At 64.7% G+C, this 26,101-nt stretch carries 26 protein-coding genes and 1 pseudogene; 3 read left to right on the top strand and 24 right to left on the bottom strand.

The genetic code is table 11. The features are described from left to right. Positions 1-100: 100 nt before the first annotated feature. The 4 genes and pseudogenes from WA983_RS03825 to WA983_RS03840 form a co-directional block, all read right to left on the bottom strand. Positions 101-1,333 carry a CaiB/BaiF CoA transferase family protein gene (locus tag WA983_RS03825; protein WP_424250802.1) on the bottom strand — a complete coding sequence of 411 codons (1,233 nt, stop codon included), beginning with the start codon at positions 1,331-1,333 and terminating at the stop codon, positions 101-103. Between the two features lie 11 nt (positions 1,334-1,344). Then, a complete protein-coding gene (locus tag WA983_RS03830) occupies positions 1,345-1,800 on the bottom strand; it encodes a MaoC family dehydratase (protein WP_424311617.1) in 456 nt (151 codons plus the stop codon). Positions 1,801-1,813: 13 nt separating this feature from the next. After that, the gene (locus WA983_RS03835) at positions 1,814-2,179 is read right to left on the bottom strand and encodes a VOC family protein (protein ID WP_424250808.1); all 366 of its coding nucleotides are present in this window, start codon (positions 2,177-2,179) and stop codon (positions 1,814-1,816) included. 3 nt (positions 2,180-2,182) lie between these two features. After that, positions 2,183-3,091: pseudogene (locus WA983_RS03840) on the bottom strand (ketopantoate reductase family protein); the annotation flags it as partial. Between the two features lie 110 nt (positions 3,092-3,201). Here WA983_RS03840 and WA983_RS03845 point away from each other — a divergent pair. After that, positions 3,202-4,143: a LysR family transcriptional regulator gene (locus WA983_RS03845; RefSeq protein ID WP_424250798.1), complete on the top strand. Its 942-nt coding sequence runs from the start codon at positions 3,202-3,204 to the stop codon at positions 4,141-4,143. A 4-nt stretch (positions 4,144-4,147) separates the two neighbouring features. After that, positions 4,148-4,789 (top strand): TetR family transcriptional regulator, encoded by a 642-nt coding sequence (locus WA983_RS03850; protein WP_424250796.1) that lies wholly within the window; start codon positions 4,148-4,150, stop codon positions 4,787-4,789. A 64-nt stretch (positions 4,790-4,853) separates the two neighbouring features. Here the strand turns inward: WA983_RS03850 and WA983_RS03855 are convergent, their stop codons facing one another. From WA983_RS03855 to aroE (WA983_RS03905), 11 genes are all read right to left on the bottom strand, one after another. Next, the gene (locus tag WA983_RS03855) at positions 4,854-5,600 is read right to left on the bottom strand and encodes an ABC transporter ATP-binding protein (protein ID WP_424250794.1); all 747 of its coding nucleotides are present in this window, start codon (positions 5,598-5,600) and stop codon (positions 4,854-4,856) included. 4 nt (positions 5,601-5,604) lie between these two features. Then, a complete protein-coding gene (locus WA983_RS03860) occupies positions 5,605-6,348 on the bottom strand; it encodes an ABC transporter ATP-binding protein (RefSeq protein ID WP_424250792.1) in 744 nt (247 codons plus the stop codon). Beyond that, positions 6,345-7,331, bottom strand: coding sequence for a branched-chain amino acid ABC transporter permease (locus tag WA983_RS03865; protein ID WP_424250790.1), 987 nt, complete (start codon positions 7,329-7,331; stop codon positions 6,345-6,347). Before WA983_RS03865 ends, WA983_RS03860 begins: the two co-directional genes overlap by 4 nt. A 10-nt stretch (positions 7,332-7,341) precedes the next feature. Next, positions 7,342-8,217: a branched-chain amino acid ABC transporter permease gene (locus WA983_RS03870; RefSeq protein WP_424250788.1), complete on the bottom strand. Its 876-nt coding sequence runs from the start codon at positions 8,215-8,217 to the stop codon at positions 7,342-7,344. A gap of 99 nt (positions 8,218-8,316) precedes the next feature. Beyond that, the gene (locus WA983_RS03875; protein ID WP_424250806.1) at positions 8,317-9,465 is read right to left on the bottom strand and encodes an ABC transporter substrate-binding protein; all 1,149 of its coding nucleotides are present in this window, start codon (positions 9,463-9,465) and stop codon (positions 8,317-8,319) included. A 58-nt stretch (positions 9,466-9,523) separates the two neighbouring features. Next, complete coding sequence (locus WA983_RS03880; protein WP_424250786.1) at positions 9,524-11,287, bottom strand: thiamine pyrophosphate-binding protein; 1,764 nt, start codon at positions 11,285-11,287, stop codon at positions 9,524-9,526. Between the two features lie 12 nt (positions 11,288-11,299). Continuing rightward, on the bottom strand, positions 11,300-12,142 hold the full coding sequence (locus tag WA983_RS03885; protein ID WP_424250784.1) for a citryl-CoA lyase: 843 nt from the start codon (positions 12,140-12,142) through the stop codon (positions 11,300-11,302). An 18-nt stretch (positions 12,143-12,160) separates the two neighbouring features. Continuing rightward, positions 12,161-13,363, bottom strand: coding sequence for a CaiB/BaiF CoA transferase family protein (locus WA983_RS03890; protein WP_424250782.1), 1,203 nt, complete (start codon positions 13,361-13,363; stop codon positions 12,161-12,163). Positions 13,364-13,453: 90 nt separating this feature from the next. Next, positions 13,454-14,269, bottom strand: a complete 816-nt coding sequence (aroE, locus tag WA983_RS03895; protein ID WP_424250780.1) for a shikimate dehydrogenase — start codon at positions 14,267-14,269, stop codon at positions 13,454-13,456. Positions 14,270-14,369: 100 nt separating this feature from the next. After that, positions 14,370-15,200, bottom strand: a complete 831-nt coding sequence (locus tag WA983_RS03900; RefSeq protein WP_424250778.1) for an amidohydrolase family protein — start codon at positions 15,198-15,200, stop codon at positions 14,370-14,372. Beyond that, positions 15,197-16,009 carry a shikimate dehydrogenase gene (gene aroE / locus WA983_RS03905; RefSeq protein WP_424250776.1) on the bottom strand — a complete coding sequence of 271 codons (813 nt, stop codon included), beginning with the start codon at positions 16,007-16,009 and terminating at the stop codon, positions 15,197-15,199. Before aroE (WA983_RS03905) ends, WA983_RS03900 begins: the two co-directional genes overlap by 4 nt. Positions 16,010-16,167: 158 nt before the next feature. Here aroE (WA983_RS03905) and WA983_RS03910 point away from each other — a divergent pair, with 158 nt between their 5' ends. Beyond that, positions 16,168-16,968 carry a sugar phosphate isomerase/epimerase family protein gene (locus tag WA983_RS03910; protein ID WP_424250774.1) on the top strand — a complete coding sequence of 267 codons (801 nt, stop codon included), beginning with the start codon at positions 16,168-16,170 and terminating at the stop codon, positions 16,966-16,968. A gap of 106 nt (positions 16,969-17,074) precedes the next feature. On the opposite strand, the gene WA983_RS03915 is transcribed toward WA983_RS03910, so the two are convergent. The 9 genes from WA983_RS03915 to WA983_RS03955 all read right to left on the bottom strand — a co-directional run bounded on the left by WA983_RS03915 (position 17,075) and on the right by WA983_RS03955 (position 26,085). Next, positions 17,075-18,244: an acyl-CoA dehydrogenase family protein gene (locus WA983_RS03915; RefSeq protein ID WP_424250772.1), complete on the bottom strand. Its 1,170-nt coding sequence runs from the start codon at positions 18,242-18,244 to the stop codon at positions 17,075-17,077. Between the two features lie 10 nt (positions 18,245-18,254). Then, entirely contained in the window at positions 18,255-19,424 is a 1,170-nt protein-coding gene (locus WA983_RS03920) for an ABC transporter substrate-binding protein (RefSeq protein WP_424250770.1), read from the bottom strand. 37 nt (positions 19,425-19,461) lie between these two features. Then, positions 19,462-20,250, bottom strand: coding sequence for an enoyl-CoA hydratase-related protein (locus WA983_RS03925; protein WP_424250768.1), 789 nt, complete (start codon positions 20,248-20,250; stop codon positions 19,462-19,464). 145 nt (positions 20,251-20,395) lie between these two features. Beyond that, positions 20,396-21,403 (bottom strand): Gfo/Idh/MocA family oxidoreductase, encoded by a 1,008-nt coding sequence (locus WA983_RS03930; protein WP_424311618.1) that lies wholly within the window; start codon positions 21,401-21,403, stop codon positions 20,396-20,398. 15 nt (positions 21,404-21,418) lie between these two features. After that, entirely contained in the window at positions 21,419-22,174 is a 756-nt protein-coding gene (locus tag WA983_RS03935) for an SDR family NAD(P)-dependent oxidoreductase (protein WP_424250765.1), read from the bottom strand. Positions 22,175-22,199: 25 nt separating this feature from the next. Beyond that, positions 22,200-23,753 (bottom strand): acyl CoA:acetate/3-ketoacid CoA transferase, encoded by a 1,554-nt coding sequence (locus WA983_RS03940; RefSeq protein WP_424311619.1) that lies wholly within the window; start codon positions 23,751-23,753, stop codon positions 22,200-22,202. Beyond that, positions 23,750-24,211: a MaoC family dehydratase gene (locus tag WA983_RS03945; protein WP_424250761.1), complete on the bottom strand. Its 462-nt coding sequence runs from the start codon at positions 24,209-24,211 to the stop codon at positions 23,750-23,752. The genes WA983_RS03940 and WA983_RS03945 overlap by 4 nt, the downstream gene beginning before the upstream one ends. Positions 24,212-24,265: 54 nt before the next feature. Next, positions 24,266-25,312 carry an alcohol dehydrogenase catalytic domain-containing protein gene (locus tag WA983_RS03950; RefSeq protein WP_424250760.1) on the bottom strand — a complete coding sequence of 349 codons (1,047 nt, stop codon included), beginning with the start codon at positions 25,310-25,312 and terminating at the stop codon, positions 24,266-24,268. A gap of 53 nt (positions 25,313-25,365) precedes the next feature. Beyond that, complete coding sequence (locus WA983_RS03955) at positions 25,366-26,085, bottom strand: amino acid ABC transporter ATP-binding protein (protein ID WP_424250804.1); 720 nt, start codon at positions 26,083-26,085, stop codon at positions 25,366-25,368. Positions 26,086-26,101 lie beyond the last annotated feature (16 nt).

The following is a 26,101-nucleotide window of genomic DNA, read 5'->3' on the forward strand; positions in this document are numbered from 1 at the left end:
CCCCTGCGGGGGCCGTCCCGACGACACGAGGGGGCGCCGCAAGGCGCCCCCTCGTCGTTTCAGGCAGTGGCCCAGGCGGACTGCCGCCTCAAGGCGGCCCTCAGGCCTCCAGTCCGGCGACGGCGGCCTCCTGGTGCAGCACGCCTTCGTCCACCATGGCCTCGATCTCTGCCTGACCATAGCCCAGTTCTTCGGCGATCCACCGATTGTGCTGGCCCATCAGCGGCGCCGGTTCGCGGATCGTCGTGTCGCAGCCCGAGAACCGGAACGGCGTGTTGAGCAAATCGACGTCGCCCAGCACCGGATGGCGCTGGCGCACCACCATGCCACGCGCCTGAACCTGGGGGTCGTGGAGCACTTCGCCGATGTCCTGCACCTTGGCGCAGGGCACATCGACCGCGTCCAGGGCCTCCAGGCACTGCGCCACCGTGCGTGCCGCGACCCAGGCACGCACCACGGGCAGGATCTCGAGCCGATGGGCATTGCGCCCCGCCGCCGAATGGAACCTGGCATCGGCGGCCAGGGCCTCGCCGCCGACCAGCAAGGCCAGGCGTTTCCAGGACGCCTCGATTTGGGCGGCGATGACCAGATGGCCGTCCGTGGCCGTGAAGACGCCATACAGCGTCGAATCGGGCAGGTCGTGGCCGGTCTGTTCAGGGATCACCTGACCGTTCGACAAGGTGTAGCACTGCCCTGCGTACTCGTGCATGGAGACCAGGCAGTCGTACAGTGAAAGATCGATGTGCTGTCCCTTGCCGGACTTGATGCGCCCCAGCAGCGCCGCATTGATGGCGGCCACGCCATGGATGCCGGTGTACATGTCGCCCAGCGCAATGCGCAGCAGCGGCGGCGCCTCGCCCGGTGAACCGACCATGGCCATGATGCCGCTCTTGGCTTCGGCGATCAGCCCGAAGCCGGCACGGTGGGATTCCGGTCCGGTATGGCCGTAAGCCGAGATCGAGCAATAGACCAGGCCGGGGTTCAGCTTCGAGAGCGCCTCGTAGCCCAGCCCGAGCCGGGTCAGCGCGCCGGGCCGGTAGTTCTCGACGAAGACGTCGGCCGTGGCGACCAGCTTTTCCATCAATTCCCGCCCGCGCGGGTCTTTCAGGTTCACGCACAGGCCTTTCTTGCCCATGTTCTGCTGCAGGAAATACCCGCTCTGGCCCTGAATGAAAAAGGGGTGCTGCCGTCCGGCATCGCCTTCGGTGGGACGTTCGACCTTGATCACCTCGGCACCCAGCGCCGCCAGACAGCGCGACAGATAGGGGCCGGCAAGAAAATGGCTGTAGTCGATGACCCGGATGCCCTCCAGGGGGCGCATTTGCGTCGTCATGGTCGTTCCTATTAATGCGTGAAGCCGGGGCTGCAGGGAATCATGAGCCGGTGTTCGCCGCGCTGCACGACCTCGTCATGCTGATTGCGCAGTTCGGAAGGCAGTACCAGGATGCCCCAGCCCGGCCGGCTGCGCGACAGCCGGGCGCTGCCCACATGGAAGCGCACCTGCACGGTGTCATTGATCTTGATCGGGCCGGTGAAGTCCCACGCCCAGCCCAGCGACATGCCGGGCACGAAACGCAGGTTGGACTGGTTCTTGAGGCCGTCGGTCAGGGACAGGCCGAGCAGGCCGTGCGCCACGCGCGTGCCGAACGGCGTGGTGCGGGCATACGCTTCGTCGGTATGGACCGGGGTGTAATCACCGGTCAGGTCGGCAAACGTATTGATGTGGGCTTCGGTCACGGTCAGCGTGGGCGACACGCCCTGAGCACCGACCTCGACCTCGTCAAAATAGTGTTCTTTCATGGTTCCGGTCCTTTCAGCAATCAAACAATTCGAGCGCAATGCCATCGGGTGTGCGCAACCAGTTCGGCCCCTGCGGCAACGCCGTCACGGCCCAGTCCGCCGCCCGTGCGAGTGCCGTTTCCATCCCCTTCACACGGATCGCGACATGCGCGATCCAGGGCTGCGCCTGCGCGGCCTGCTCGGCCATGTCGGGCGAGGCGATGAGCTGGACGCCGCCTTTCAGCCAGACCTGGCGCGGCGCCTCGCGCGGGCCATCGGTCTCGCGCACCGGCATGTCCAGGACCTCTTCGAAGAAACGGATGTTCCAGGCGATGTCCTTGACCCGCACGGCGACATGATCGACGCCGGCCGGCCGCGCCGGCGCGGTCTTGCCCAGCATGGCCTCGATGCCTTTCACGCAGGCGACCAGCGTGCTGTTGACCGGGGTCGAAATGCCGAGCTGCAGGCCGCGATCCACCACGGCGCCATTGACGAAACCGATCTCGGTGACACTGCCTTTGTCCAGGCTCTGCAGCATCGACGTGCGGAAATCCGCCGGCAGGCCGGCGCCCGCCTTGCGCCAGGCCTCGAACGGATCGCTGATGGACAGACGCACGCCGCTGGCGGAGGCGATCTCCATCGCCTCGCGCACCGCGGCCACGCCCACGGCCTCGAGAGGGCCGCAGCCATACAGTTCACCGTAGGGCATGCGCGAAATGGCGGTGACCGCACCCGTCGCCACATTGATCAGGAGCTTGTCCCAGATCGTGCCCATGATGTTCTCGCTGACCTCGATCAGCATGCCGGCGCGCTCGAACTCGCGCGCGACCGCGCGCACGCGATCAGTAACGCGGCCGTCGAGTTCGCCGATCACGGTTTCCTTGCCGCGCACCCCATAGATGATGCGGCCCGGGCCCAACAGCGTCCCGCCGACATACGTCTTGCCGGCCAGCACACGCTCGCGGCCCACGTATTCCGCCAGAATGTCCTCGTGGCCCAGGCCGTTCTGCAGAGACAGCACCAGGGTGTGCGGCGCCAGCAACGGCCCGGCCTGTTCCATGGCCTCGCGCGTATGAAAGGATTTGACCAGCAGGATGATCAGGTCCACGGGCCCGACCTGCTCGGCCGAAGTCGCTGCCTTGATGCGCACCCGACGTTCGCCATCCTTGTCGCGCAGGCTCAGGCCTTCGGTGTTGATGGCATCCACGTGGTCGGCGTTGCGATTGACCAGCGTCACATCGGCGCCCCCTTCGGTCAGCCCGGCGCCAATGGCGCAGCCCAGGGCACCCGCGCCCAATATGCAGATCTTCATGGAAAAACTCTCCTCGGTACGCCCTTGCGTCTGGCATTCATTCTAGACAGGCAAGGATCTAAGTTAAATGCAATAATCACAATGTCGGTCATTGAGAATTTAAATAGACCATGTCTGATACGCCTCTCGAGCCCTTGCCCGAAACCAAGCTGCTGCGTCTGTTCGACGTGCTCTATGCCCAGGGCAGCGTCACTGCGGCCGCACAGCAACTGGGACTCAGCCAGCCGACCATCAGCATCTGGCTTGCCCAGTTGCGCGAGCAACTGGGCGACCCGCTGTTCGTGCGCACGTCCAAGGGCATGCAGCCGACCCCGCGCGCCGAAGCCCTGATCAGCATCGTACGCACCGCGCTGGACGCCCTGCGCCAGATCAGCGGCGTCGCGCCCGAATTCGACCCCACCCAGTCCGACCGGCACTTCTGCATCGCCATGAGCGACGCAAGCCACGTCAATCTGCTGCCGCAGATCCTCGGCCATCTGCGGCAGACTGCGGCCTCCTGCAGCCTCAAGGCCGGCCTGATCGATTCCACCCTGCCCGAGCGCCTGCAATCGGGCGTAGCCGACCTGGCTCTGGGCCTGATTCCCGAACTGGGGGCGGGTTTCTATCAGCAGACGCTGTTCACTCAGGACTGGGTCTGCCTGACGTGCGCCGACCACCCGCGCATCCGCGCGCGGCTGAGCCTGGCCGACTACCGCCGCGAGGGCCACGTCCAGATCGTCTCGGGCACCGGCCACAGCCTGCTCGAACACGCCCTCCGGCGCGCGCGGATCAGGCGTACGGTCGTGCTCGAACTGCCCGGGTTTCTCGGTCTGTCGGCGGTGCTGGAGGCCGGTGATCTGATCGTGACCGTGCCGCGCCAGACTGGCGAAACCCTGGCCAGCCGCAACGCGCTGCGCCTGCACCCGTGCCCGTTCCCGATCGCACCCTTCAGCGTGAAGCAGCACTGGCATACCCGATTCCACCACGACCCCGGCAACCGCTGGCTGCGTCAGGCCTGCATGACCCTGTTCGGCCACAGTCCCGCGCCGCGCCGCCGCTCTTCTTCCGTGTGACGTCATGACCCAGAAACCGTCTCCCCGCACCCGCAGCACTGATCCGGGGGCGAGCCGCAGAAACATCCTCGAAGTGGCCATCCGCGAATTCGCCAAGAAGGGGCTCGCGGGCGCACGCATCGACGAGATCGCCGCACAGACCTCGACCAGCAAGCGCATGATCTATTACTACTTCGGCGGCAAGCAGGGCCTGTACCTGGCCGCGCTCGAGGAATCCTACCGCAGCATCCGCCAGGTCGAAGGCACCCTGCATCTGGAAGCCCTGCCGCCCGACGAGGCCATGCGCACCCTGATCGGCTTCACGTTCGATTACCAGGCCAGCAATCCCGACTTCGTGCGCCTGGTGATGAACGAAAACATGCACCACGGGTCCTATCTCGCCCAATCCGCCTCGATCAAGGACCTGAACGTCCCGGCGATCGCAGGCATCCGTGAAATCTACGCACGCGGCTGCGCCCAGGGCCTGTTCCGGCCGGGTCTGGACCCCATTGACCTGCATGCATCGATCAGTGCGCTGTGCTTTTTCAACGTGTCGAACCAGCATACGTTTTCGCTGATCTTCAAACGCGACCTGATGGCCCCGGAGGCCTACGCACAACGCCGCAGCAATGTGGTCGACCTGATTCTGCGCTACATGCTGGCCTGAAGATCGGCCGCCGACGGCATGCACACGCCCGTCGCCGGGAGCGGGCATGCCGTCCGGCGCACCGTCACACGGTGGCCGAAGATTCCTCGGCAGGCAGCCCGGCCCCCAGGAACAGCCGTTCGATATGGGGATCGAGCAGCAGCTCGGCGGCGGGCTTGTGCAATACGCAGGTTCCCGAAGCCAGCGCCAGGGCATCATCCGAGATCTTGAGCGCGCTATTGACGTTCTGTTCGACCATCAATACCGTCAAGCCCTGCGCCACCAGTTGGCGCAGCAGCTCGAACACGCCCGCCACGATCTGCGGCGACAGGCCGATCGATGGTTCGTCGATCAGCAGCACGCTGGGGCGCAGCAACAGCGCGCGTCCGATCTCGAGCTGCTTCTGCTCGCCGCCCGACAAGGTCGAGGCCTGCGAATGCAGCCGCTCTTTGAGCCGGGGGAAACGATCCAGCACCTCGGGAATGCGCTCATGCGTGGTCTTCATGCCCAACGTGATGCCGCCCAGTTCCAGATTCTGATAGACCGTGAGCTGCCCGAACAGATTGCGCCCCTGAGGCACAAAGGCGATGCCGCGCGCCAGCAGTTCGCGCGCGCTGGTATTGGTGATGTCCTCGCCATGCAGCAGGATCTTGCCCTGGCGGACCTTGAGCAGTCCGAACAAGGTCTTGAGCACGGTGGACTTGCCCGCCCCGTTAGGGCCCAGCAGCAAGGTGATGGCACTTCGGCGGGCCTGGAAGGACAGCTCGTTGAGGATCATGAAATCCTTGTAGCCGGCCACGACACCCTGGAATTCAATCGCGGTTTCAGACATCGTCTCAGCTCCCCAGATAGGCGTCGAGCACCTGTTTGTTCGCCCGCACTTCGGCCGGAGTGCCCACCATCATCACCTCGCCTTCGACCATCACCAGGATGCGATGACAGAGATCCATGACGAAGTCCATATTGTGCTCGATCACCACAAACGAGCCCTGGCGCCGCTGGTTGAGTTCCTTGAGCATGCGTGCAATCCCGCTCACCAGCCGCGGGTTGACCCCGGCGCAAGGCTCGTCGAGCAACACCAGCGCGGGCTCGCTCATGAACGCCATGGCAATGTCCACGAGCTTCTGCTGACCGTATGACAGCGCACCGGCCGGCTTGTGCTTGACGTGCGCGATGTTGAACAGGTCGATCAGTTCGTCGGCACGGCCGCCCAGGCCCGAATCGGAGGGCGCGAACAGACGCTGCAGCATGGTGCCGCGATGCTCCTGCGCAGCCACGATCAGGTTGTCGCGCACGGTCATGTTGCCAAAGACCTGCAGGGTCTGGAACGTGCGCCCCACGCCCTGCATGCTGAGCTGCTGCGGATTGAGATGCGTGATCTCTTTGCCATTGAGGAAGATCTGGCCCTCGTCGGGCCGGATCTGCCCGAGCATGCTGTTGAACATGGTGGTCTTGCCCGAGCCGTTGGGCCCGATGACGCCGAAGATCTCACCCGGCATGACCTCGAAGGACACGCCGCGCACCGCCTGGATGGCGCCGTAGGATTTCTTGAGCCCCTTGACGCTCAGTATCGGATTCATGCGCCTCTCCTTGCCTGCGCGGCCGCCGACAGGCGCGCCACCTCGTGCGCCTTGGCTTCACGACGTGCGGCCAGGGCCTGGCGCAGCGACAGCAGCCCGCCCGGCAGCCAGATCATCAACAACACGACCACGCCGCCGAACAGCAGCAGGTACCAGCCCTCGGTAAAGCGCAGCCACTCGGGTGCGAAGACGCCGATGAACGAACCCAGCACCGGTCCGAGCAGATAGCCCGGGCCGCCGAGAATCACCATCAGGAACATCAGGATGGAGATCTGCACGCTGAAAGGCTCCGGATCGATGAACTGCACCAGTGAGGCGAACAGCGAACCCGCCACCCCGGCATACACCCCGCCGATGGCGAAGGCCAGCAGCGTGTAACGCTGGATGTTCACGCCCAGGCTCTCGGCGCGGATCGGATTGTCGCGCAGCGCCGTGAAGGCTTTGCCCCAGGGCGAATGGATCAGCCACCACAGCAGCAGGAAGGCGATCAGGGCGAAAGCCAGCACGAAGTAGTAGTACGGGATCGCCCCCTTGAAGACATAGCCGAACAGGCTGGGACGCGCAATGCCCGAGATGCCGAACGTGCCGCCGGTCAGCCATTCCTCGTTGCGCAGGACCAGCACGAAGATCTCGTTCAGGCCCAGCGTGGCGAAGGCCAGGTAATGCATCTGCACTCGCAGGGCCGGAAAGCCCACCAGCAGGCCCAGCACGAAGCACAGCGCCATGGCCACGGGCATCGCGGCCCAGAAGCTCACGCCGGCCTGCATCAGGATGGCCGAGGTATAGGCGCCGACCCCGAAGAAGGCGGCATGGCCCAGGGCCTTGAGGCCCGCATAGCCGACGATCAGGTTCAGCCCCAGGTTGGCGATGACATAGACCAGCCAGTAGGTCAGCAGATAAACGCCGTAGGTCTTGAAGAAGTGCGGGGCGATGATCAGCGCCGCGAGGCTCAGCACGCCCAGGAACAGATTGATTTTCTTCATGGCTGTCCCCTCAGACCTTGCGCTCGGCGGGCGCGCCCAGCAAGCCGTTGGGTTTGAACAGAATTACCAGCAGGAACAGGGCCAGGGCGACGCCGTCCTTATAGGCCGGCGACACGTAGGCACCGGCGAGGTTTTCGCTCACGCCGATGATGATGCCGCCCAGCAGGGCACCCCGCGAGTTGTTGAACCCGCCGATGATGGCCGCAAGGAACGCCTTCAGGCCCAGGGTGATGCCCATGTCGAACTTGGCCAGATACAGCGGCGTGACCAGCAGCGCGGCCAGGCTGGCCAACATGGCGTTGATGGCGAAGGTGTAGAAGATCATCCGGTTGACCCTGATCCCCAGCACCTCGGCCGACTCGGTGTTCTGCGCCACGGCCTGCATGGCGCGGCCGGTCACCGTGCGCTGCAGAAAACCCTGCAGGCCCAGCACGACGATCAGAGTGACGGCCAGCGTACCCAGGTCGCTGGCCGACACGCTCACGCCAGCGACACGAAAGACCTCGTAGCCGAAGATGTTCTGGAAAGGCAGCGCCTGGGCGCCGAAGGCGATCTGCACGCCGCTGCGCATGATCAGCGCCAGGCCGATCGTGGCAACCACCAGAGGCATCACGCCGAACTTGCGCATCGGATCGACGATGGCGCGCTTGAAGCCGAATCCCAGCACGGCGGTGGCGACCACCAGCGTGAGCAGGAAGCTCACCAGCAGGGGCAGGCCCAGCGACTGGAAGGCCAGCATCGAGAATGCCGGCAGCATGACGAACTCGCCCGTGGCGAAGTTGATCGTCCCGGAGGCTTGCCATAGCAAGGTGAATCCGAGGGCGGCCAGGGCGTAGATCGCCCCGGTGGCCATCCCGGAAATGATGAGTTGAATGAAGTCTGTCATCTTGACAATCACTGGTTTGGCCCCACCCGCAGGCAAGGCCCTTGTAATGTCTCATACGCCCTCTCCCGGAGAGCATCCGGGAGAGGTGCCTATGTCGATTTATTTCTTGCCCAGGGGCGGCAGGATTTCTCTGACTTTCTGGCGGCCGTTGTCCACCTGCACCAGAAAGCTTTCGCGGTCCAGATCACCCTTGTCGTCAATCGAGACGTCCATCAGAACACCCGGATGGTCCTTGGTCGAGATGTGGATGCCATGCAGGGTCTTGGCCACCAGTTCGCGGTCGAACTTGCCGGCCTTCTCGATGGCCGCCTTGAGGATGTAGATCCCGGTGTAGCCCTTGATCCCGTTATGATCCGACACGTAGCCATAGGCCTTCTGGAAGTCCTCGCTGTACTTTTTCATGCCACGGATGGGCGCATCCACCGTCAGGCCGACGTGGGCGATGGCGCCCTCGGCAGCGGGCCCCGCCAGCTCAATGACCTTCTGACCCGTGAGCGTGGTCTCGCCGATGACCGGCTTGTCCCAGCCCTGCTTCTTGAGTTCGCGCAGCAGGCGGGCGGATTCTTCTTCGTTCAGGTAGGCGAAGATGGCGTCGGCGTTGCTCTGCTTGGCCTTGAGCACAGCCGCACTGAAGTCCACCTGGCCGGTGCTGGTCGAAATGTCATCGGCGACTTTCACGTGGGTGCTCTTGAGCGCCTCGATGATGGCGTCACGCCCGCCCTTGCCGAAGTCGTTGTTGACGTAGATCACAGCCACGCTGTTGATGTCCGGACGGCCGTCGAGATAGCGCGCGACCTTGGGCATCGCATCGGCCTGGGTCAGGCTGGTGCGAAAGACGTAGGGATTGCCCTTTTGAGTGATGGCCGCAGCCTCGCCGCCGATGAAGTTGGGCACACCGGCCGCTTCGGTCGTGGCCATGCTGACCATGATCGAGCCCGAGAACACCGGGCCGAACACGGCGAAGACGTCATCGTCTATCGCCTTCTGGGACAGGCCCTTGGCGATGCCGGGGTTGGTCTGCGTATCGGCCGAAGTCACCTCGATCTGGCGGCCCAGAATGCCGCCGGCCGCGTTGATTTCCTTGATGGCCAGGTCCGCCCCGTTCTTGAAATTGGTACCGGCAGTCGTCCCCGGGCCCGTCAGTTCGACGACCTCGGCGATCTTGACGGTATCGGCGGCGGACGCGGGCGCAGCCAGTCCTCCGACGGCTGCGGCCAGCGCACTCGCCAGGGCCAGCTTCTTGAGCATGATCAGTGTTTTCATATTGTCTCCTTGAGTGATGCTGTGTGGCGCCGAACAGTAGGTGTCAGTCCACGCTGACGTGAGAAATCTTCTTGCCCGGCGAATAGATGTCGAGAATGTTCCAATGCCCGGACGTGGGAACCGGATTATTGCGCATCAGAACATCGATGACTGAAGGTTTCTTGCTGCTTATAGCATGCGCGAGCGCCTCCTTGAATTCTGCTGCACTCTGGACCTGAACGCCTTGCGCGCCATAGGCGCGGGCGATCGCGGCGTAATCCGGCGTGTAGGGCTTGCCGTCCTTGGCGAAGACCGTGCCGGTCGTCGTGCCGTAGTGCGCCTTCTGCAGCCCGGCGATCGTGCCGAACGCGCAGTTGTTCATCACCACCCACACGACGGGGATGTTTTCCTCGACCGCAGTCGCCAGCAGCGCGGGATTCTGGCCGAAACCGCCATCGCCCACCAGGGACACCACCACGCGGTCCGGGCACGCCAGCTTGGCGCCCAGGGCGCCGGGCGCGCCAAAGCCCATGGTGGCATAGCCGCCCGGGGTCAGGATGCTGCCCGGCTCATAGATGGGGAACTGCTGACCCACGCCATTCTTGTTCCAGCCCACGTCGGTCGTGATGATCGCATCGCGCGGCAGGACGGCGCGGACGTCGGACAGGATGCGCTCGGGCATCATCGGGAAGGCATCGCTTTCGATGGCCTCGGTGTTGCCGGAACTGAACGCGCTGCGCTGCACCGCCAGGCGTTCGCGCAGCGGCTCATTGCGGCGCGGCTGGGGCAGCATTTCGCGGGCCACGCGGTTCAGCACCTTGAGCGCCTGCTTGAGGTCGGCCACGGCGCCGATCTGCGCCGGATAGTTGCGGCCGATTTCGGCCGGATCGATGTCGATGTGGATCAGGCGGGTGCCGGGGAAGCGGAAGGTGTATTCGTTTTCCCAGGAACTGCAGTCGGCCTCGGCGAAACGCGTGCCCAGACCCAGCACCAGATCGGCGTTGAGGCAGGCGTCGTTGACGAATTGCGCGCCCCAGAAGCCGGTCATGCCCAGGATCAGCGGATGATCGTCCGGCAGCACGCCCTTGCCCATCAGCGTGTGGGCGACCGGCACGCCCAGGTGGTCGACCAGTTCGGCCAGCTCCCGGGCGGCATCCGCCAGGATCACCCCGCCGCCGGCATAGATCACCGGCTGCTTGGCGTCGAGCAGTTCCTGGATGATGCGCCGGGCCAGGGTGTCGTCGATCGAGGGCTTTTCCAGTTGCTTGGTGTGACCCCGCAGCCGATCGAACAGCGCGGTGTCGACTTCCTGGGAAAAGATGTCCATGGGCACGGAGACCAGCACCGGACCGGGACGGCCGCTTTCGGCCAGTTGGAAAGCCTTTTCGAGGATTTCCGGGAACAGGTCCGGGCGGTCGACGCGCCAGGCCCGCTTGACGAAGGGACGATAGATTTCCCACTGGGCGGCATCGGCGTGCAGATTGATTTCCTGGTGCGGATGCTTGCCGTAAAAATGGCTGGGAATGTCGCCGGCGATCACGACCATGGGGATGGAATCGAGCGCGGCATTGGCCACACCGGTCGCGGCATTGGTCAGGCCGGGTCCAAGGTGGCTCAGGACCACGGCGGCCTTGCGGGTCATCCGGGCATAGCCGTCCGCTGCGTGCGAAGCGATCTGCTCGTGACGCGTGTTGACGAAACGGATGGAACTGCTTTTACCCAGTTCCGTCAGCACGGCGATATTGGTGTGGCCGCACAGGCCGAAGACGTGTTCGACCCCGCGCTCTTCGAGGTAACGGACCAACTGGCGGGAAATGAGTTCTTGCATGAGACCTGTCTCCTAAGACTGCTGTGACTGCTGTTCTGGAAGTTCCGCGTGCTGCGGGCCCGTATAGGCATAGGGAATGGAGGGCGGCATGGGCCCCTTGATCCGGCGGCCTTCGCGCATCTGCTCCCAGGCGTGGGCCAGAATGCCGACCGAGCGCGACAGAATGAAAATCCCCCGGCCGAGTTCCGGCTCGAAACCGAGTTCGGCATAGATCACCGCAGTCACGCCATCGATGTTCATGGGGATGTGGCGGCCCTTTTCCTGCTCCAGGATGGCCTCGACCTGGCGGCCGATCCGGGCGAATTCGCCCGACACCACACCCTGTGCGACCGCCTCGTCGACCAGGGCCAGCAGCCGCTTGGCGCGCGGATCGCGCGGATGGAAGCGATGGCCGAAACCAGGCACGATCTTGCCGTGTTCGGCCCGATACGCATCCAGGGCAGCCTGCACGGGCTGCGGCTCACCGCGCCCGGCGCGCGCCTGGCTGTCCCGATAGATTTCCATGCACTGCTGGCCCGCCCCGCCGTGGATGTCTCCCAGGACGTTGACCGCCGAGCCCATGGCGCCGTTCAGATCCACCCCGCAACTGATCGCCATGCGGGAAATCGCGATGGAGGGTGCATGCGGGCCATGGTCGACCGAGGAGACCAGCGCGGCTTCGAGCAACGCCGCCTGGGCCTTGCCCGGCAGTTCGCCGCGCAGCATGAGCCAGATCATTTCCGGAAAGCTGATCCGGCCGATCAGATCCTGGATGGCATGCCCGCGGATGCTGATCTCGCCGGGATGAATGTCGATGATATCCGTGGACCACCAGCGACTGGCCTGATCCACACGATCGTCGTGCTGTGTCGTCATCTTTCGTGCCGCCCCTTTCTAAATGGCTCGTTCATCGCGCAGGCGCTCGATCTCGGCCTGCGTATAACCCAGTTCCGCCAGAATCGGCTCGGTGTGCTCACCCAGGACCGGCGGCGGCGTCTCGATGTCGGGGCTGCCGCCGGCCATCTTGAACCCCGCCCGGGCCAGCTTGATCGGGCGGCCCACGCCCGGCACCTCGTCGAACGACTTGAGCAGCGCCCGCTCGACGATCTGCGGATGGCTGAGTGCGTCCGGCACACTCAGCACACGCCCGGAAGGGATGCCGATCCCGGAGAGGATGCGCTCCCATTCATGCGCGGTTTTTTCACTCAGGGCCCGCTCGATCTCGACCGTCAGGGCCGCCCGGTTCTTCTTGCGGTTCTCGCGTCCGGCGAACCGAGGGTCGACCTTCAGTTCGGGGCGGCCGATCACATCCATCAGCGCTTCGAACTGTTCCTGCTTGTTCGCGGCGATGTTCAGCGGGCCGTCCCCGGTCCTGAACGTGCCGGAAGGCACCGCCGTGAAATTCTCGTTGCCCATGGGGCGCGGATCGACGCCGGCGATCAGATAGTTCGACACCACCCACCCCATGGTGACGATAGTGGAATCCAGCATGGAGACGTCGATGAAATCACCCTCGCCGGTGCGCTGCTGGCGCACCAGGGCGCTGGCCACGGCAAATGCCGCCGTGATCCCGCCGATGGTGTCGGCCATCGGATAGCCCACGCGCAGCGGCGCGGAGTCTTCGGTACCGGTGATGCTCATCACACCCGACAGCCCCTGGACGATCTGGTCGTACGCGGGCGCGTGGCGCATGGGGCCGTCCTGGCCAAAGCCGGAGATCGCGCAATACACGAGCCTGGGATTGACCGCCTTGAGCGCCTCGTAGCCCACACCCAGGCGATCCATCACGCCGGGCCGGAAGTTCTCGATCAAGGCGTCGGCGGATGCGACCAGACGGCACAGGACTTCGCGGCCCGCTGCGGATTTCAGATTCAGGGTGATGGAACGCTTGCCGCCGTTCTGGGCCAGAAAGGACGCGCCCATGCCGCGCCCGTTGAGCTCGGTGTCGGCGCCCAGTTGGCGGGCGAGATCGCCCGACCCCGGCACTTCGACCTTGATGACCTCGGCGCCGAGCAGCGCGAACTGATAGGCACAGAACGGCCCCGCCAGGACATTCGTCAGATCCAATACACGGATACCCGCCAGGGCCTTTGCCATTCTGTTCCTCTTCTATGCTGATGCGAATCGCTATACACCAACTCTAGAACACAATTCTATTCTACGCAACAACTTTTTAGAATCTGGTTTTTATTCTTCGCGCAACAGGGACATGGCTTCAGACACATCCGGGCGCACGCCGCGCCACAGCAGGAACCCCTCGGCGGCCTGGCTCACCAGCATGCCCAGACCATCGGAGATACGCGCCGCACCGCCCTGAGAAGCATCTTCCATGAAGGCCGTATGCCCCTTGTTGTAGGCCAGCTCGTAAGCCAGGGAGCCCTCGGCGAAGATTCCCTCGGGCAGCGGCAGACGCTCGCCCGTCAGACTGACCGAGGTGGCGTTGATGACGACGTCGAACCGGCCGCCTTCGGCGAGCGGGATCGGCCCAGCCTCGATCCTGCCGCGTTCGGCACGGTCGCCCACAATGGCATGCGCCTTGCTTTCCGTGCGATTCACCACGAGGAAATAGGCCGGCCCCGCCTCCAGCAGCGGCAGGAAGATGCCCCGGGAGGCGCCACCGGCGCCGATGACCAGCAGACGGCGTCCCGCCAGGGAGACCCCCATCCGCTCCTGAATATCGTTGACCAGCCCTGCACCATCGGTGTTGTCGCCGTAGACGCCCGTCTCATCGAATTTCAGTGTGTTGATGGCCTGCGCGGCGCGCGCGCGGTCGGACATCTCGTCGACCAGGTCGAGCGCATCGAGCTTGAAGGGCGCCGTGACGTTCATCCCCTTGCCGCCCTCGCCCATGAAGCGGCGCACCGTCTCGTGAAAGGTGCCGGCGGTCGCCAGGATGGCTTCATAGCTCATGTCCTGGCCTAGCTGGCGCGCGAAAGCCGTCTGCAGGAGCGGGGACTTGGATTGCGCCACGGGGTTGCCGATGATGGCATAGCGATCAGTCATGACAGGGTCTGCGTCTCGATGAAGAAGAAGTCTTCATCTTAGGAGGGTTTTCCACCCTACGCAACCGAGTTCTATTATCTGAGCGCTATCGATACCGCGATCAATCCCCAAATCCAAACAGGCGGCGCGGCGTATCCCACATGACCTGGCGCCGCGCCTGGGCATCGGGCATCAGGTCCTGAGCCAGCAAGAGCAGAGGACCGTAATCCAGGCGTTCGGGGGCCCTCAGAAACGGCCAGTCCGAGGCCCACAGACACCCTTCCGGACCAAAGGCGTCGAGCAGGGCCTGCTGATAAGGCCGCGTGTCCGCGAAGGGATAGGCCATGGTGGAGAACTTGGACATGCCCGACAGCTTGACCAGCGCCCGCCCGGTATCGGCCAGGCGCAGCAACGCCTGGAACCCGGGCTGGTTCAGGCCTGCCGCGGTGTCGGGACGGCCCGAGTGATCGACCAGCAGCCGGGTGCGGGTGCGTCCGATCAGCGGCAGCAGGCCGAGCAACTGATCTTTCTCGTATTGGATCTGGGCAAACATGTCCAGGTCGGCCAGCCGGTTGAACAGGGTATCGGCCTGGCTGAAGTGCTCGACCCCCTCGAGGGAGACGTTCACCGTGACGCCCAGGACGCCCTGCGACCTGAGCTCGGCGAGCCGGGCGGCCGACACGTCATTGGGCACGACCCCGACGCCCTTGAACCGGCCTTCGCCCTGCGCGATCGCATCGAGCATGCAACGATTGTCGAACCCGTAGCCCGAATTCGGTCCCACCAGCAGCGCATGCCGCACGCCGTACGCCCGCATGACGGCGCGGAACTGGATCGCAGTGCCGATTTCCTGCCCTGCCGGTCGGTAGCGCGTGTCCTCGCGATAGGGGAAACGTTGGGGATCGATGATGTGAAGATGGCAATCGATCCTGGGTTCGTCGAACACGCTCACCGCAGCATGGCCATGACGGGCTCGACGTCGGGCCGACACCCGAACCACAGGCGATAGGATTCCGCCGCCTGCCCGACCAGCATGCCCAGACCGTCCGCCACATGCGCGGCGCCCAGCCGGCGGGCATCGCTCATGAAAGCGGTGTCGCCCCGGCCATACACCAGGTCATAGGCCAGCGCATCCGGGGCAAAGACCCCACGCTCCAGAGGCAGATGGGCGTCACTGAGACTGGCGGAAGTGGCGTTGATGATGATGTCGAAGGCGCCTTCCTCGACCGCACCCAGCGGGCCGGCTGCGACAATCTGCGGGGACGCGCCGCAGGCTTCCACCAGTTCGTGCGCCTTGCGCTCGGTGCGGTTGACCAGCAGCAGGTGGGCCGGCCGGGCTTCGAGCAGCGGCAGCAGAATGCCGCGTGCCGCCCCCCCCGCGCCGATGATGAGGATGCGGCGGTTTTCCAGCGTGACCCCCAGGCGATCCCGGATGTCGCTGACCAGGCCCACGCCATCCGTGTTGTCGCCATGGACACCCTCGGCACTGAATTTGAGTGTGTTGATGGCCTGGGCGGCACGCGCCCGGTCGGACAGGGTATTGGCGAATTCCAGCGCGGCAAGCTTGAACGGCGCGGTGACGTTCATGCCCTTGCCGCCCTCGTCGATGAACCGCTGGACGGTCTGGACGAAATCTTCGTGGGTCGCCAGCAATTTGTCGTACTGGAGCGCGTGACCGAATTGACGCGCGAACGCCGTGTGCAGAATGGGGGACTTCGATTGGGATATCGGATTGCCGATGACGGCGTAGCGATCGGTCATCGCGGGCTCCTGCGCGTGCGAAAAGGGACTAAGGATACGGTGCGGATTTCCCGATGTAAACCGGCTCTCGATTTTACAGAACTCAATTTCATTTTGATGTTGCGTCTTTTAGAATAGAGTTCTATATTAAATAAACTTCGCCTTTCAGGATCTTTGCAATGGCTCTCCAGTTCTCGCTCGCGCATCTCACGGTGCTGACCTGCTCGCCCATGGACATGATCCGCATCGCCCAGCGCACCGGCTATGACTTCGTCAGCCTGCGGCTGACCGCGGTCACGCCCACGGAACACGTCTTCGCCCTGCAGAACGACCCGGCCATGCTGGCCGAGGTCAAGGCGCTGCTGAAAGACACCGGCGTGCGCGTACTGGACATCGAACTCGCCCGCATGCCGCCCGAGATCGAACCCGAGACCTACGCCTCGGTCCTCGACACGGCGGCGGAACTGGGCGCACAACACATCCTGACCCAACTGCCCGATCCGGACCGCGCACGCGCAACGGACCGGTTCGCACGCCTGTGCGACATGGCCCGCCCCCTGGGCCTGAATATCGGCCTGGAATACCCGAGCTGGACCGAAACCCCGAATCTCCGGGCCGCAGCGGACGTCGTGCGCGCAGTCAACCGCCCCAACGCGGGCATCGTCGTCGACACCTTGCACTTCAACCGCTCGCGCGACAGCGTGGACGAATTGCGCGCCCTGCCGCGCGAATGGTTCCGCTTCGCCCAGGTCTGCGACGCGCCGGCCGAAATCCCCGACACCGTCGAAGGGCTGATTCACACCGCACGCGACGAGCGCTTCGTTCCGGGCGAAGGCGGCATCGACATCCGCCAGATCCTGGACGCTCTGCCGGCCGCCCCTTACTCCCTCGAAATTCCCAACAACGAACAGGTCCAGGCCCTGGGCCACGAAGAATGGGCCCGCCGCTGCATCGAAGGCGCGCGCCGCTACCTGGCCTGAGCCCCGCCCCCAAGCCGCTGGCGCCACCGACGCCAACGCATGCAAACTGAAAAAGGCCTCACAGAGGCCTTTTTCAGTTTCAGCGAGACACACGCATCCCTCGGCCTCAGGCCGTGCCGTACAGCACCTCGCCATGCTTGCCCAGGCTGCGGGCGATGACGCTGCGGTGGACTTCCGACGTGCCGTCGAAAATGCGGAAGATCCGCGCGTCACGGTAGAGGCGCTCGACGGGCAGATCGGCGCAATAGCCCATCCCTCCATGCACCTGTACCGCACGGTCGGCCACGCGCCCCAGCATCTCCGAGGCGTAGACCTTGGCCATCGAGATCTTTTCGCGCGGGTCCTTGCCGTGATCGATATCATTGGCCGCATCCCACACCAGCCAACGGGCGGCATTGATCTCGATGGCGCTGTCGGCGAGCATCTGCTGGATCATCTGGAAGCCGCCGATGGCCTGGCCGAATTGCTGGCGATCGTTGGCGTAGGACACCATCATGTTCAGCAGACGGGTGGCCTTGCCCACGGCCCGCGCACACACCTGAGCCAGGCGCACCCGCCCCAGGGTCTTCAGGACCTGGCCGAAGCCGGAGCCTTCGGCGCCCAGCAGGCAGTCCGCGTCCAGCGGCACTTCATCGAAATGCAGTTCGACGTGGCTGGTGCCGGTCAGGCCCATCATCTTCTGATTGCGGCCCACCACCAGGCCGGGCAGGTCCTTGTCCACCAGGAACAACGAAATGCCGCGCGAACCGGCCTGCGGATCGGTCACGGCGGACACGATGAAGAAGTCCGAGAATTCGCCGTCACTGATGAAATGCTTGCTGCCGGAGAGCACCCAGCCATCGCCACGCCGCGTCGCCCGCGTGCGGATCGCAGCGGCGTCGGAGCCCGCCCCGGGCTCCGTGATGGCGATCGAGCAGGTCCGCTCACCCTGCACGGCCGGCAGCAGCCAGCGGGCCCGCTGGACTTCATTGGCACCCAGCAGGACTTCGTACACATTGCCGAAGGCACGCCGGATGAGGATATCCTTGGCGTGGCCGAACTGCTCCTCGACCAGCATGGTATCCAGCGCGGACAAGCCGCCGCCGCCGAATTCCTCCGGAATATTCATGGCGTACATGCCGTTGTCCCGCGATTTCTCGAACAGGGCACGCGCCAGTTCCGGCTCCAGATAGCCTTTTTCCTCGATACCTTCCTCGAGCGGCAGCAGCTCCCGCTCGACGAACTTTCTGACGGTATCGACGAGCATCACCTGCTCGGACGTGAGATTCAAATCCATGTGCAATCCTTTATTTTCCTGCCGACAGGGGCGGCAGGATCTCCGTTACCTTCTGACGGCCGTCGACCACTTCGACCAGGAAGCTTTCACGGTCGAGATCGCCCTTGTCATCGATGGTGACGTCCATCAGCACACCCGGGTTGTCCTTGACCGAAATATGCAGACCGTGCAGGGCGTCGGCCACCGCCTGACGGTCGAATTTGCCGGCCTTCTCGACGCCCGCCTTGAACAGATACACGCTGGTATAGCCCTTGAGCGCGTTGTGATCCGAAGTGTAGCCATAGGCGTCCTGGAAGGCCTTGGCGTAACGCTGCATCTCGGGGTTGGGCGCATCGGCGGTCAGACCGACGTGGGCCACCACACCTTCAGCGGCGGAACCGGCCAGTTCGATGACTTTCTGGTTGACCAGCGTCGATTCACCGACGATGGGCTTGTCCCAGCCCTGCTTCCTGAACTCGCCCAGCAGCCGGGCGGATTCCTCTTCGTTCAGATAGACGAAGGCGGCGTCCGCCTTGCTTTGCTTGGTCTTGAGCACGGCCGAGCTGAAGTCCACCTGGCCGACGGAAGTGGAGATATCGGCCACGACCTTGACCCTGGTTTTCCCCAGAGCCTCGATGATGGCGTCGCGCCCGCCCTTGCCGAAGTCGTTGTTCACGAACAGGACGGCAATGGTGTTGATGTCCTTGCGACCGTCCAGATAGCGCGCGACCTTGGGCATGGCGTCGGACTGCGTCAGACTCGCCCGGAACACATAGGGGTTGCCCTGCTGAGTGATGGCCGCCGCCTCGCCGCCGATGAAATTCGGCACCTTCGCCGCCTCGGTCGTGGCCATGCTGACCATGATGGAACCAGAGTACACCGGACCGAACACGACGAAAGCGTCGTCATCGATGGCCTTCTGAGCCAACGCCTTGGCAATGCCCGGATTGGTCTGGGTATCCGCCGAGGTGGCCTCGATCTGGCGGCCCAGGATGCCGCCGGCCGCATTGATCTCCTTGATGGCGAGATTCGCGCCATTGCGGTAGTTGGTCCCGGAGGTGGTGCCGGGGCCGGTCAGTTCAACGAGCTGCGCCACTTTGACGGTGTCCGCCGCGTGGGCGGAAAAGGCGAAGCCGGCCGCCATCGTGCCGATGGCGGCGGCGAGGGCAATACGTCGGGTCAATGCGATAGGCGTGTACATATTTTTGTCTCCATGGGTATTCATTGGTTCTCCGGACCTAGGTACCGGTCCAGTTCGGTTTGCGCTTCTCCGCAAAGGCTTTCGGCCCTTCGATCGCGTCGTTGCTGGCCAGCATCTGCTGCAGGATCGGATAGTTCTCGTGCATGACCGAGGCCAGATCGGCCACATCCCGGCTCTGCAGCATGGCCTGTTTGGAAGCCATGACGGCCAGCGGCGCGCAGGCAAGGATTTCTTCGGCCAGCTCGCGAGCCCGCACCAGCACCTGATCGGCAGGCACCACTTCGTTGATCAGGCCGATGCGCCATGCCTCCTGCGCCGGGATGGGCGTCCCGGTCAGCACCAGCCTCATGGCGTGCTTCATGGCGATCTCCCGCGGCAGACGCTGCAGCATGCCGCCGCCCGAGGCGGCCAGGCCGACGCGCGTCTCCGGCAGGCCAAAACGCGCATGCTCGGCGGCGACGACCAGATCGCAGCCGCCCAGCATTTCCATGCCGCCGCCCAAACACAGGCCATTGACCGCGCCGATCACCGGCTTCCACAGATCGAAACGGTGCGTCATGCCGGCAAAACCCGTCCTGGGCTTGTTTGCCAGGCCCGTCTCGGCCAGGAACTTCAGGTCGGTGCCCACGCAGAAGGCGCGGTCGCCGGCGCCGGTGACGATGGCCACACGCAACGAATCGTCCGCCGCATAGAGGTCAAAGGCATCGGACATTTCCTGATGGCCTGCAGGATGCAACGAATTGAGCACCTGGGGGCGGTCGATGGTGATGGTGACGACCTGACCATCGACCTCGTAACGGCAATGCTTGAAATCCGGCAGCTTCATGACAATGTTCTCTATCAGAAAGAGAGTCGCCTACAAGATAGAACTACGGTCTATTTATTGTCTATGCAATGAAGGCAATTCGGTTTATTGATATTTTCAATACGTCGATCGAATCCTGGTGACGGACGCCTGCGTCACATCACCATCAAATTTCCAGTTCGTCGATCCGGACACAGCGGCCTTCGCGCGCGGACAGGATGGCTGCTTCTGCAATGCACTGCGCCGCGTAGCCATCCTCGATGGTGGGCGCCGGCGCATCCGGCCGCGCGAGAAAGTCGGCGAACCCCTCGATGCAGCGATAGTACGAACCGCCGATCCGTTCGTAGATGTTCTGCGGAAACGGCCCGGCCGCCAGTTCAGCCCCGACCGCGCGCCGCACGGCCGACGACGGCTGGCGGCACGATTCCACCCAGCCGTTCGCGCCGAAGGCCTCGATGCGCTCGTCGTAGCCGTAGCTGGCCGTGCGGCTGTTGTCGATCTGGCACAGGGCGCCGCCGCGCATGCGCAAGCTGATGATGGCCGTATCGAAGTCGCCAAGCGCACGGACTTCCGGATGGACCAGCGCGGCGCCCATGGCCGAGACCTCCTCGACCTCGTCGCCTGTGATGAAACGCGCCAGATCGAAGAAATGCACGCCCTTGTCGCGGAAGAACCCGCCACTGGTGCGCAGATAATCCACGCTGGCAAGCCGGCTCGGGCCGCGCGACGTGAGCTGGACGATCTGCAGCCGCCCCAGGGCACCGGATGCGACTTGCGTACGCACGGCCGCGTGGCTTTCCTCGTACCGGCGGTTGAACCCCATCATCACCCGCGCGCCACAGTCATGGACCGCCGCAACCGCCCTGCGCGCCTCGGCCAGGCTCAGGTCGATGGGCTTTTCGCAAAAGACCGGCTTGCCCGAACGCGCGGCGCGCTGCAACAGTTCGCTATGGCTGTCGGTGGACGAGGCGATCATCACGGCATCGATGTCGGACGCCTGCAGGATCTCGTCCAGACTGCGCGCCGCGCGCCCGCCGTGCTCGGCGGCAAAGGCCTCGCGCCGCTCCGGCGAGCGTGAATACGAGGCCGCAAGGGTCAGGGCGGGGTGGCGCGCGATATTGCGCGCATGCACCGCCCCGATATGGCCGACGCCGATGAGTCCAACTCTATACATGGTTCACTCCAGCGCTCACAGAGACAGAAAACCGCCATCCACCGCGATTTCCACACCGGTGATGTACGAGGCCTCGGCCGAGGCCAGAAAGAGCACGGCGGCCGCCACTTCCTCGACACGGCCGACGCGCTTGAGCGGCACGGCGTCGATCTGTTTCTCGCGCCAGACGGGGTCCGCCGAACCTCGCGACGTGCGCATGGCCGGCAACATGCCGGGCGCCACCGCGTTGACGCGGATGCCATCTTCCGCGTAGTGGACCGCAGCCGCGCGGGTCATGGCCTGGACTGCAGCCTTGGAGGCGCTGTATCCCATGTGTACCCGGGGCTGCCCGACCGATGCCGAGATCGAAGACATGTTGACGATGGCTCCGCCGCCGCGCAAACGCATCAGAGGCACACCATGCTTCATGCCGAGGAAGACGCCCTTGGCATTGACATCCATCAGGCGTTCCCAGGCCTGCGTGCTGGTCAGGTCCGGCTCGAAAGTCCCACTGATGCCGGCATTGTTGAACAGCACGTCCAGCCCTCCCTGCGCGCGCAGCGTGTGCGCCAGCGCCTCCCAGTCGCCCTCGCAGGCCACATCCAGGCGGACGAACCGGGCACCCGGGCCGCCTGCGGCATCCAGGTCTGCCAGCAGCGTGCCGGCTTCTTCCTCCAGCAGGTCACAGGCCACGACGGCGGCGCCTTCGCGCGCAAAGGCCAACGCGGCGCTGCGGCCCATGCCGCTGGCCGCCCCGGTGACCACGACGGTCTTGTGCTCGAATTGCTTCATCTCTTCTCCTGTTGGACATCCGGCTTCAAGCCGGCTCTGCCCACACGGCCGCACTCTCGAACAGCGACAGGTCCATGCGCCTGGGTTCGGCCGGAACGAGCGGCGCGAACCCCATGTGGTCGAGCACGTCGCGTCGGACGTCGATGCCCGGCGCCACCTCGGTCAGCACCAGGCCTGCGTGGCTGAGCTCGAACACCGCCCGCTCAGTGACGAACAGGGCCTCGTGGCCGCGACGCAGCGCTTCGGCACCGGAATAGGTGATCTGCTCGACCCGCTCGACCAGTTTGCGCACGCTGCCCTGCCGGTTCACTCGCAAGCCTTCGGGCGTGACGCTCACGTCGCCGCCCTTGGTATCGAAGGTGCCGCAGAACACGACCTTGCGCGCATTCTGGGCAATGTCCATGAATCCGCCCGGCCCCACGGTCAGGCCGCCCAGCCGCGAGACATTGACGTCACCCCGGGCATCGAGTTCGCCAAACCCCAGAAAAGAGATGTCCAGACCTCCGCCGGCATAGAAGTCGAACTGCGAAGGCCCATCGATCATCGCCGAGGGGCTCTGCGCAAAGCCGAACAGCTGCCCCATCAACAATGAACCGCCGTAGGTGCCATGCTCGATCGTCTGATAATAGCGATCGGTCTCTCCCCGCTCCGCGATCAGGCGGGCCACGCCCTCGCCGATGCCCACGCCGAAATTCAGGATGGCCCCCTCGCGCAACTCCTGGTAGGCACGCCGCGCGATCAGGGCACGCACGGGCGAGGCCTCGGCCGCCAGCGCTCGCGCAGGTCCTGCGCGCTCGCCGGAGATCGTGGGGTCGTACGACAGGTCGTAGCTCATGCGCTGCTCCGGGTCCACGACCACCACGTCGACGATGGCGCCCGGCACCCGGACCGAGCGCGCCGGCATCGAGTTCACGTTGACGGCCGTGCGCACCTGGGCGATCACGAGCCCCCCGGAATTGTGCGCCGCCAGCGCCGCCGCGTAGACATCGACATTGGCGGCCTCCTGATCCAGGCTGATATTGCCATCGGCATCGGCAAACGAGCCGCGGATGATGGCCACGTCGATCGGGAATGGCTTGTACCGGAGCAGTTCGCGCCCGCCGATGTCAACCACCTCGACCAGATCCTCGGTGGCCGAACGGTTCATCTTGCCGCCCTGGTGCCGGGGATCGACGAACGTCCCCAGCCCCACGTGGGTGAAGAGGCCCGGACGCCCGCCGGCAATTTCCCGGTAGAGCTGCATGACGCAGCCACTGGGCAGGACATAGGCCTCGATCTTTTCATCACGCGCCATTTCCTGCATTTTCGGCGACCAGACCCAATGGCCGCCGATCACGCGCCGCACCAGGCCCTCGTGGGCGAAATGGTTCATGCCCTCGGTCTTCTTGTCACCGATCCCCAGCGCGTGCACCACCGTCAGATCGCGGGGATATCCGGTCTCGAGAAACCGCCGGGACACCGCGCGGAATATGCAGGTCGGCTCCATCAGGCCGCCGCCGCCGCCAATCAGCGCCACGGTGGCGCCGTCGCGAATCATGGCCACGGCCTCATCGGCCGTCCTGAATTTGCTGTGCTTCATGCCCGCACCGTCTCCGCCGGCCGGCGCGGCACCATGAGCTGGTGCTCGCCCTCCTGCACGACTTCGCCCCGCTGATTCAGCAGGGTGACCTCGACGTGCACGATACCCATGTGGGGCCGGCTCGCGGGCACCCGCATCGCGGCGATCCGCAGCCGCGCCTGGAGTGTGTCGCCGATGCGGATGGGGCGCTTGAACTTCCAGTTCCAGCCCAGCGCGATGCCGTCCTGGAAGAGGGCCGATTGCACCTTCAGCCCGTCCACCAGCGACAAGCCCATCAGCCCATGGGCGATCCGCTGCCCGAACTCGGTGGTCCGCGCATATTCCTCGTCCAGGTGCAAAGGCGAAAAATCCCCCGCCACACCCGCGTAGGCCAGAATGTGGCCCTCGGTGACCGTCACGCGCGGCGTCAGCCGTTCCTCGCCCAGCGCGATCTCGTCATAGTATTTGCCCGGCAGCATGATATTCCTCGAATGTTGAAAAGGTGCGCGACGCGCCCCGAATGACAGGGCGCCTCAGGGCACCAGCAGAATGCGGCCGGTCACACTGCGGTCGCCCAACAGGTGGTGGGCCTGCGCAGCCTGCGACAGGGGCAGTTGCCGCCAGACCGTCGGCACGATGCCGTGCTCGTGCATGAAGCCCAGTACCTCGACCAGTTCGCCACGATCCGCGCTCTGGACACCCTTGATCTCCCATTCCTTCAGGATCAGCAGGCCCAGGTTGATGTTCACGGGCGTCCCGTGCAGTTCTCCGATGACGGCACAACGCCCGCCGGGCGCCAGGCTGCGCATGGCCCCGTCGAAGGTCGGCGAACCGATCAGCTCGACGACCAGATCCACCCCACGGCCGCCCGTCAGGCGTCGGACGTCCTCGCCAAAGGCACCGTCAGGGCTGACGACGACTTCGTCGGCGCCTGCAGCGCGCAAGGCGTCCACCTTGCCCTGGCTGCCGGTGATGGCGATGCTGTGCGCCCCCAGTGCGCGCACGATCTGGATGGCGGCCAGCCCCAGGCCCCCGCTGGCACCGGTGATCACCACCCATTGCCCGGCGCGAATCCGACCGACATGCCGAATGGCCTTGTACGGCGGCGCGAACACGCACGCGCCGAAGCATGCGTGTTCGAACGGCATGCCTTCGGGCAGCTTGACCAGGTTGCCTTGCCGCAGGCAGGCATACTGGGCATAACCGCCATCGCGCGTCTGCCCGATGTCACCCTGCGTCTGCCGGCACAGGGAAGGACGCCCACGCTGGCAATCCTCGCATTCGCCACACGCCTGGAAATTGAAAGAAGTCACCCGATCGCCGGGTGCGAAGTCCTGAACGCCTTCGCCCACGGCAGACACCGTGCCCGCCAGCTCATGACCCATGATCCGGGGCGGCTTGACGCGCGAACGCATGCCCTTGCGCAGGATCAGATCCAGGTGGCAGACCCCGCAGCAACGGATCTCGACCAGGACCTCGCCGGGTCCCGGCGTCGGCCGGATGACCTCGGCGTATTCCAGGACCTCCGGTTCACCGAATGCGCGCAGCACCACGGCTTTCATCATTGCTTGTGCCATCATTGTTCCCATTGTTCCCATTGTTCCGATTTCGCCGGAGCGCCGGCGCACCGCCCTCATTTATGCAGAATCTGTCCCAGGAATTCGCGCAGGCGCTCGTGCCGGGGATTGGAAAAGAACGTGTCCGGCGCCGCCTGCTCCACGATCCGGCCGCCGTCCATGAAAATCACCCGATCCGCGACACTGCGGGCAAAGCCCATTTCGTGCGTCACGCACAGCATGGTCATGCCGTCCTGGGCCAGGCCGATCATGGTGTCGAGCACTTCCTTGACCATTTCCGGGTCCAGCGCGGAAGTCGGCTCGTCGAACAACATGATCCTGGGCGTCATGCACAAAGCCCGGGCGATCGCCACGCGCTGTTGCTGCCCGCCCGACAACTGGGCGGGATACTTGTCGGCCTGATCAGGGATCCGCACCCGCTCGAGATACTTCAGCGCCAGCTCGCGCGCCCGGCTCCGGGACACCTTGCGCACCTTCATCGGGGCGAGCATGCAGTTCTCGAGCACGGTCATGTGGGGAAACAGGTTGAACTGCTGAAAGACCATGCCCACTTCGGCACGCACTGCCTGGACGTTGCCGGCATTGCCCCCCAGGTCGATCCCGTCGACCATGATGCGGCCCCGCTGGTATTGCTCCAGGCTGTTGAGGCAGCGGATCAGGGTCGACTTGCCAGAGCCGGACGGGCCGCAGATGACGATGCGCTCGCCTTTGGCGACCTCCAGGTCGATGTCACGCAGGACCTGGAATTCTCCATACCACTTCTGCACCCCCTGCATCGACACGATGCTCCCG

The organism is Castellaniella sp. (assembly GCF_049650445.1).
GTDB lineage: Bacteria > Pseudomonadota > Gammaproteobacteria > Burkholderiales > Burkholderiaceae_B > Castellaniella.

Coding starts and splice junctions, on each gene's coding strand:
- WA983_RS03880 (WP_424250786.1), bottom strand. CDS start 11,287: ATGCAAGAACTCATTTCCCGCCAGTTGGTCCGTTACCTCGAAGAGCGC.
- WA983_RS03835 (WP_424250808.1), bottom strand. CDS start 2,179: ATGCTGGGCAAGACCGCGCCGGCGCGGCCGGCCGGCGTCGATCATGTC.
- WA983_RS03865 (WP_424250790.1), bottom strand. CDS start 7,331: ATGAAGAAAATCAATCTGTTCCTGGGCGTGCTGAGCCTCGCGGCGCTG.
- WA983_RS03845 (WP_424250798.1), top strand. CDS start 3,202: ATGTCTGATACGCCTCTCGAGCCCTTGCCCGAAACCAAGCTGCTGCGT.
- WA983_RS03910 (WP_424250774.1), top strand. CDS start 16,168: ATGGCTCTCCAGTTCTCGCTCGCGCATCTCACGGTGCTGACCTGCTCG.
- WA983_RS03890 (WP_424250782.1), bottom strand. CDS start 13,363: ATGGCAAAGGCCCTGGCGGGTATCCGTGTATTGGATCTGACGAATGTC.
- aroE (WP_424250780.1), bottom strand. CDS start 14,269: ATGACTGATCGCTATGCCATCATCGGCAACCCCGTGGCGCAATCCAAG.
- WA983_RS03940 (WP_424311619.1), bottom strand. CDS start 23,753: ATGAAGCACAGCAAATTCAGGACGGCCGATGAGGCCGTGGCCATGATT.
- WA983_RS03950 (WP_424250760.1), bottom strand. CDS start 25,312: ATGATGGCACAAGCAATGATGAAAGCCGTGGTGCTGCGCGCATTCGGT.
- WA983_RS03930 (WP_424311618.1), bottom strand. CDS start 21,403: ATGTATAGAGTTGGACTCATCGGCGTCGGCCATATCGGGGCGGTGCAT.
- WA983_RS03955 (WP_424250804.1), bottom strand. CDS start 26,085: ATGCAGGGGGTGCAGAAGTGGTATGGAGAATTCCAGGTCCTGCGTGAC.
- WA983_RS03945 (WP_424250761.1), bottom strand. CDS start 24,211: ATGCTGCCGGGCAAATACTATGACGAGATCGCGCTGGGCGAGGAACGG.
- WA983_RS03920 (WP_424250770.1), bottom strand. CDS start 19,424: ATGTACACGCCTATCGCATTGACCCGACGTATTGCCCTCGCCGCCGCC.
- WA983_RS03825 (WP_424250802.1), bottom strand. CDS start 1,333: ATGACGACGCAAATGCGCCCCCTGGAGGGCATCCGGGTCATCGACTAC.
- WA983_RS03885 (WP_424250784.1), bottom strand. CDS start 12,142: ATGACGACACAGCACGACGATCGTGTGGATCAGGCCAGTCGCTGGTGG.
- WA983_RS03855 (WP_424250794.1), bottom strand. CDS start 5,600: ATGTCTGAAACCGCGATTGAATTCCAGGGTGTCGTGGCCGGCTACAAG.
- WA983_RS03935 (WP_424250765.1), bottom strand. CDS start 22,174: ATGAAGCAATTCGAGCACAAGACCGTCGTGGTCACCGGGGCGGCCAGC.
- WA983_RS03850 (WP_424250796.1), top strand. CDS start 4,148: ATGACCCAGAAACCGTCTCCCCGCACCCGCAGCACTGATCCGGGGGCG.
- WA983_RS03915 (WP_424250772.1), bottom strand. CDS start 18,244: ATGGATTTGAATCTCACGTCCGAGCAGGTGATGCTCGTCGATACCGTC.
- aroE (WP_424250776.1), bottom strand. CDS start 16,009: ATGACCGATCGCTACGCCGTCATCGGCAATCCGATATCCCAATCGAAG.
- WA983_RS03860 (WP_424250792.1), bottom strand. CDS start 6,348: ATGAATCCGATACTGAGCGTCAAGGGGCTCAAGAAATCCTACGGCGCC.
- WA983_RS03870 (WP_424250788.1), bottom strand. CDS start 8,217: ATGACAGACTTCATTCAACTCATCATTTCCGGGATGGCCACCGGGGCG.
- WA983_RS03830 (WP_424311617.1), bottom strand. CDS start 1,800: ATGAAAGAACACTATTTTGACGAGGTCGAGGTCGGTGCTCAGGGCGTG.
- WA983_RS03875 (WP_424250806.1), bottom strand. CDS start 9,465: ATGCTCAAGAAGCTGGCCCTGGCGAGTGCGCTGGCCGCAGCCGTCGGA.
- WA983_RS03925 (WP_424250768.1), bottom strand. CDS start 20,250: ATGAAGCTGCCGGATTTCAAGCATTGCCGTTACGAGGTCGATGGTCAG.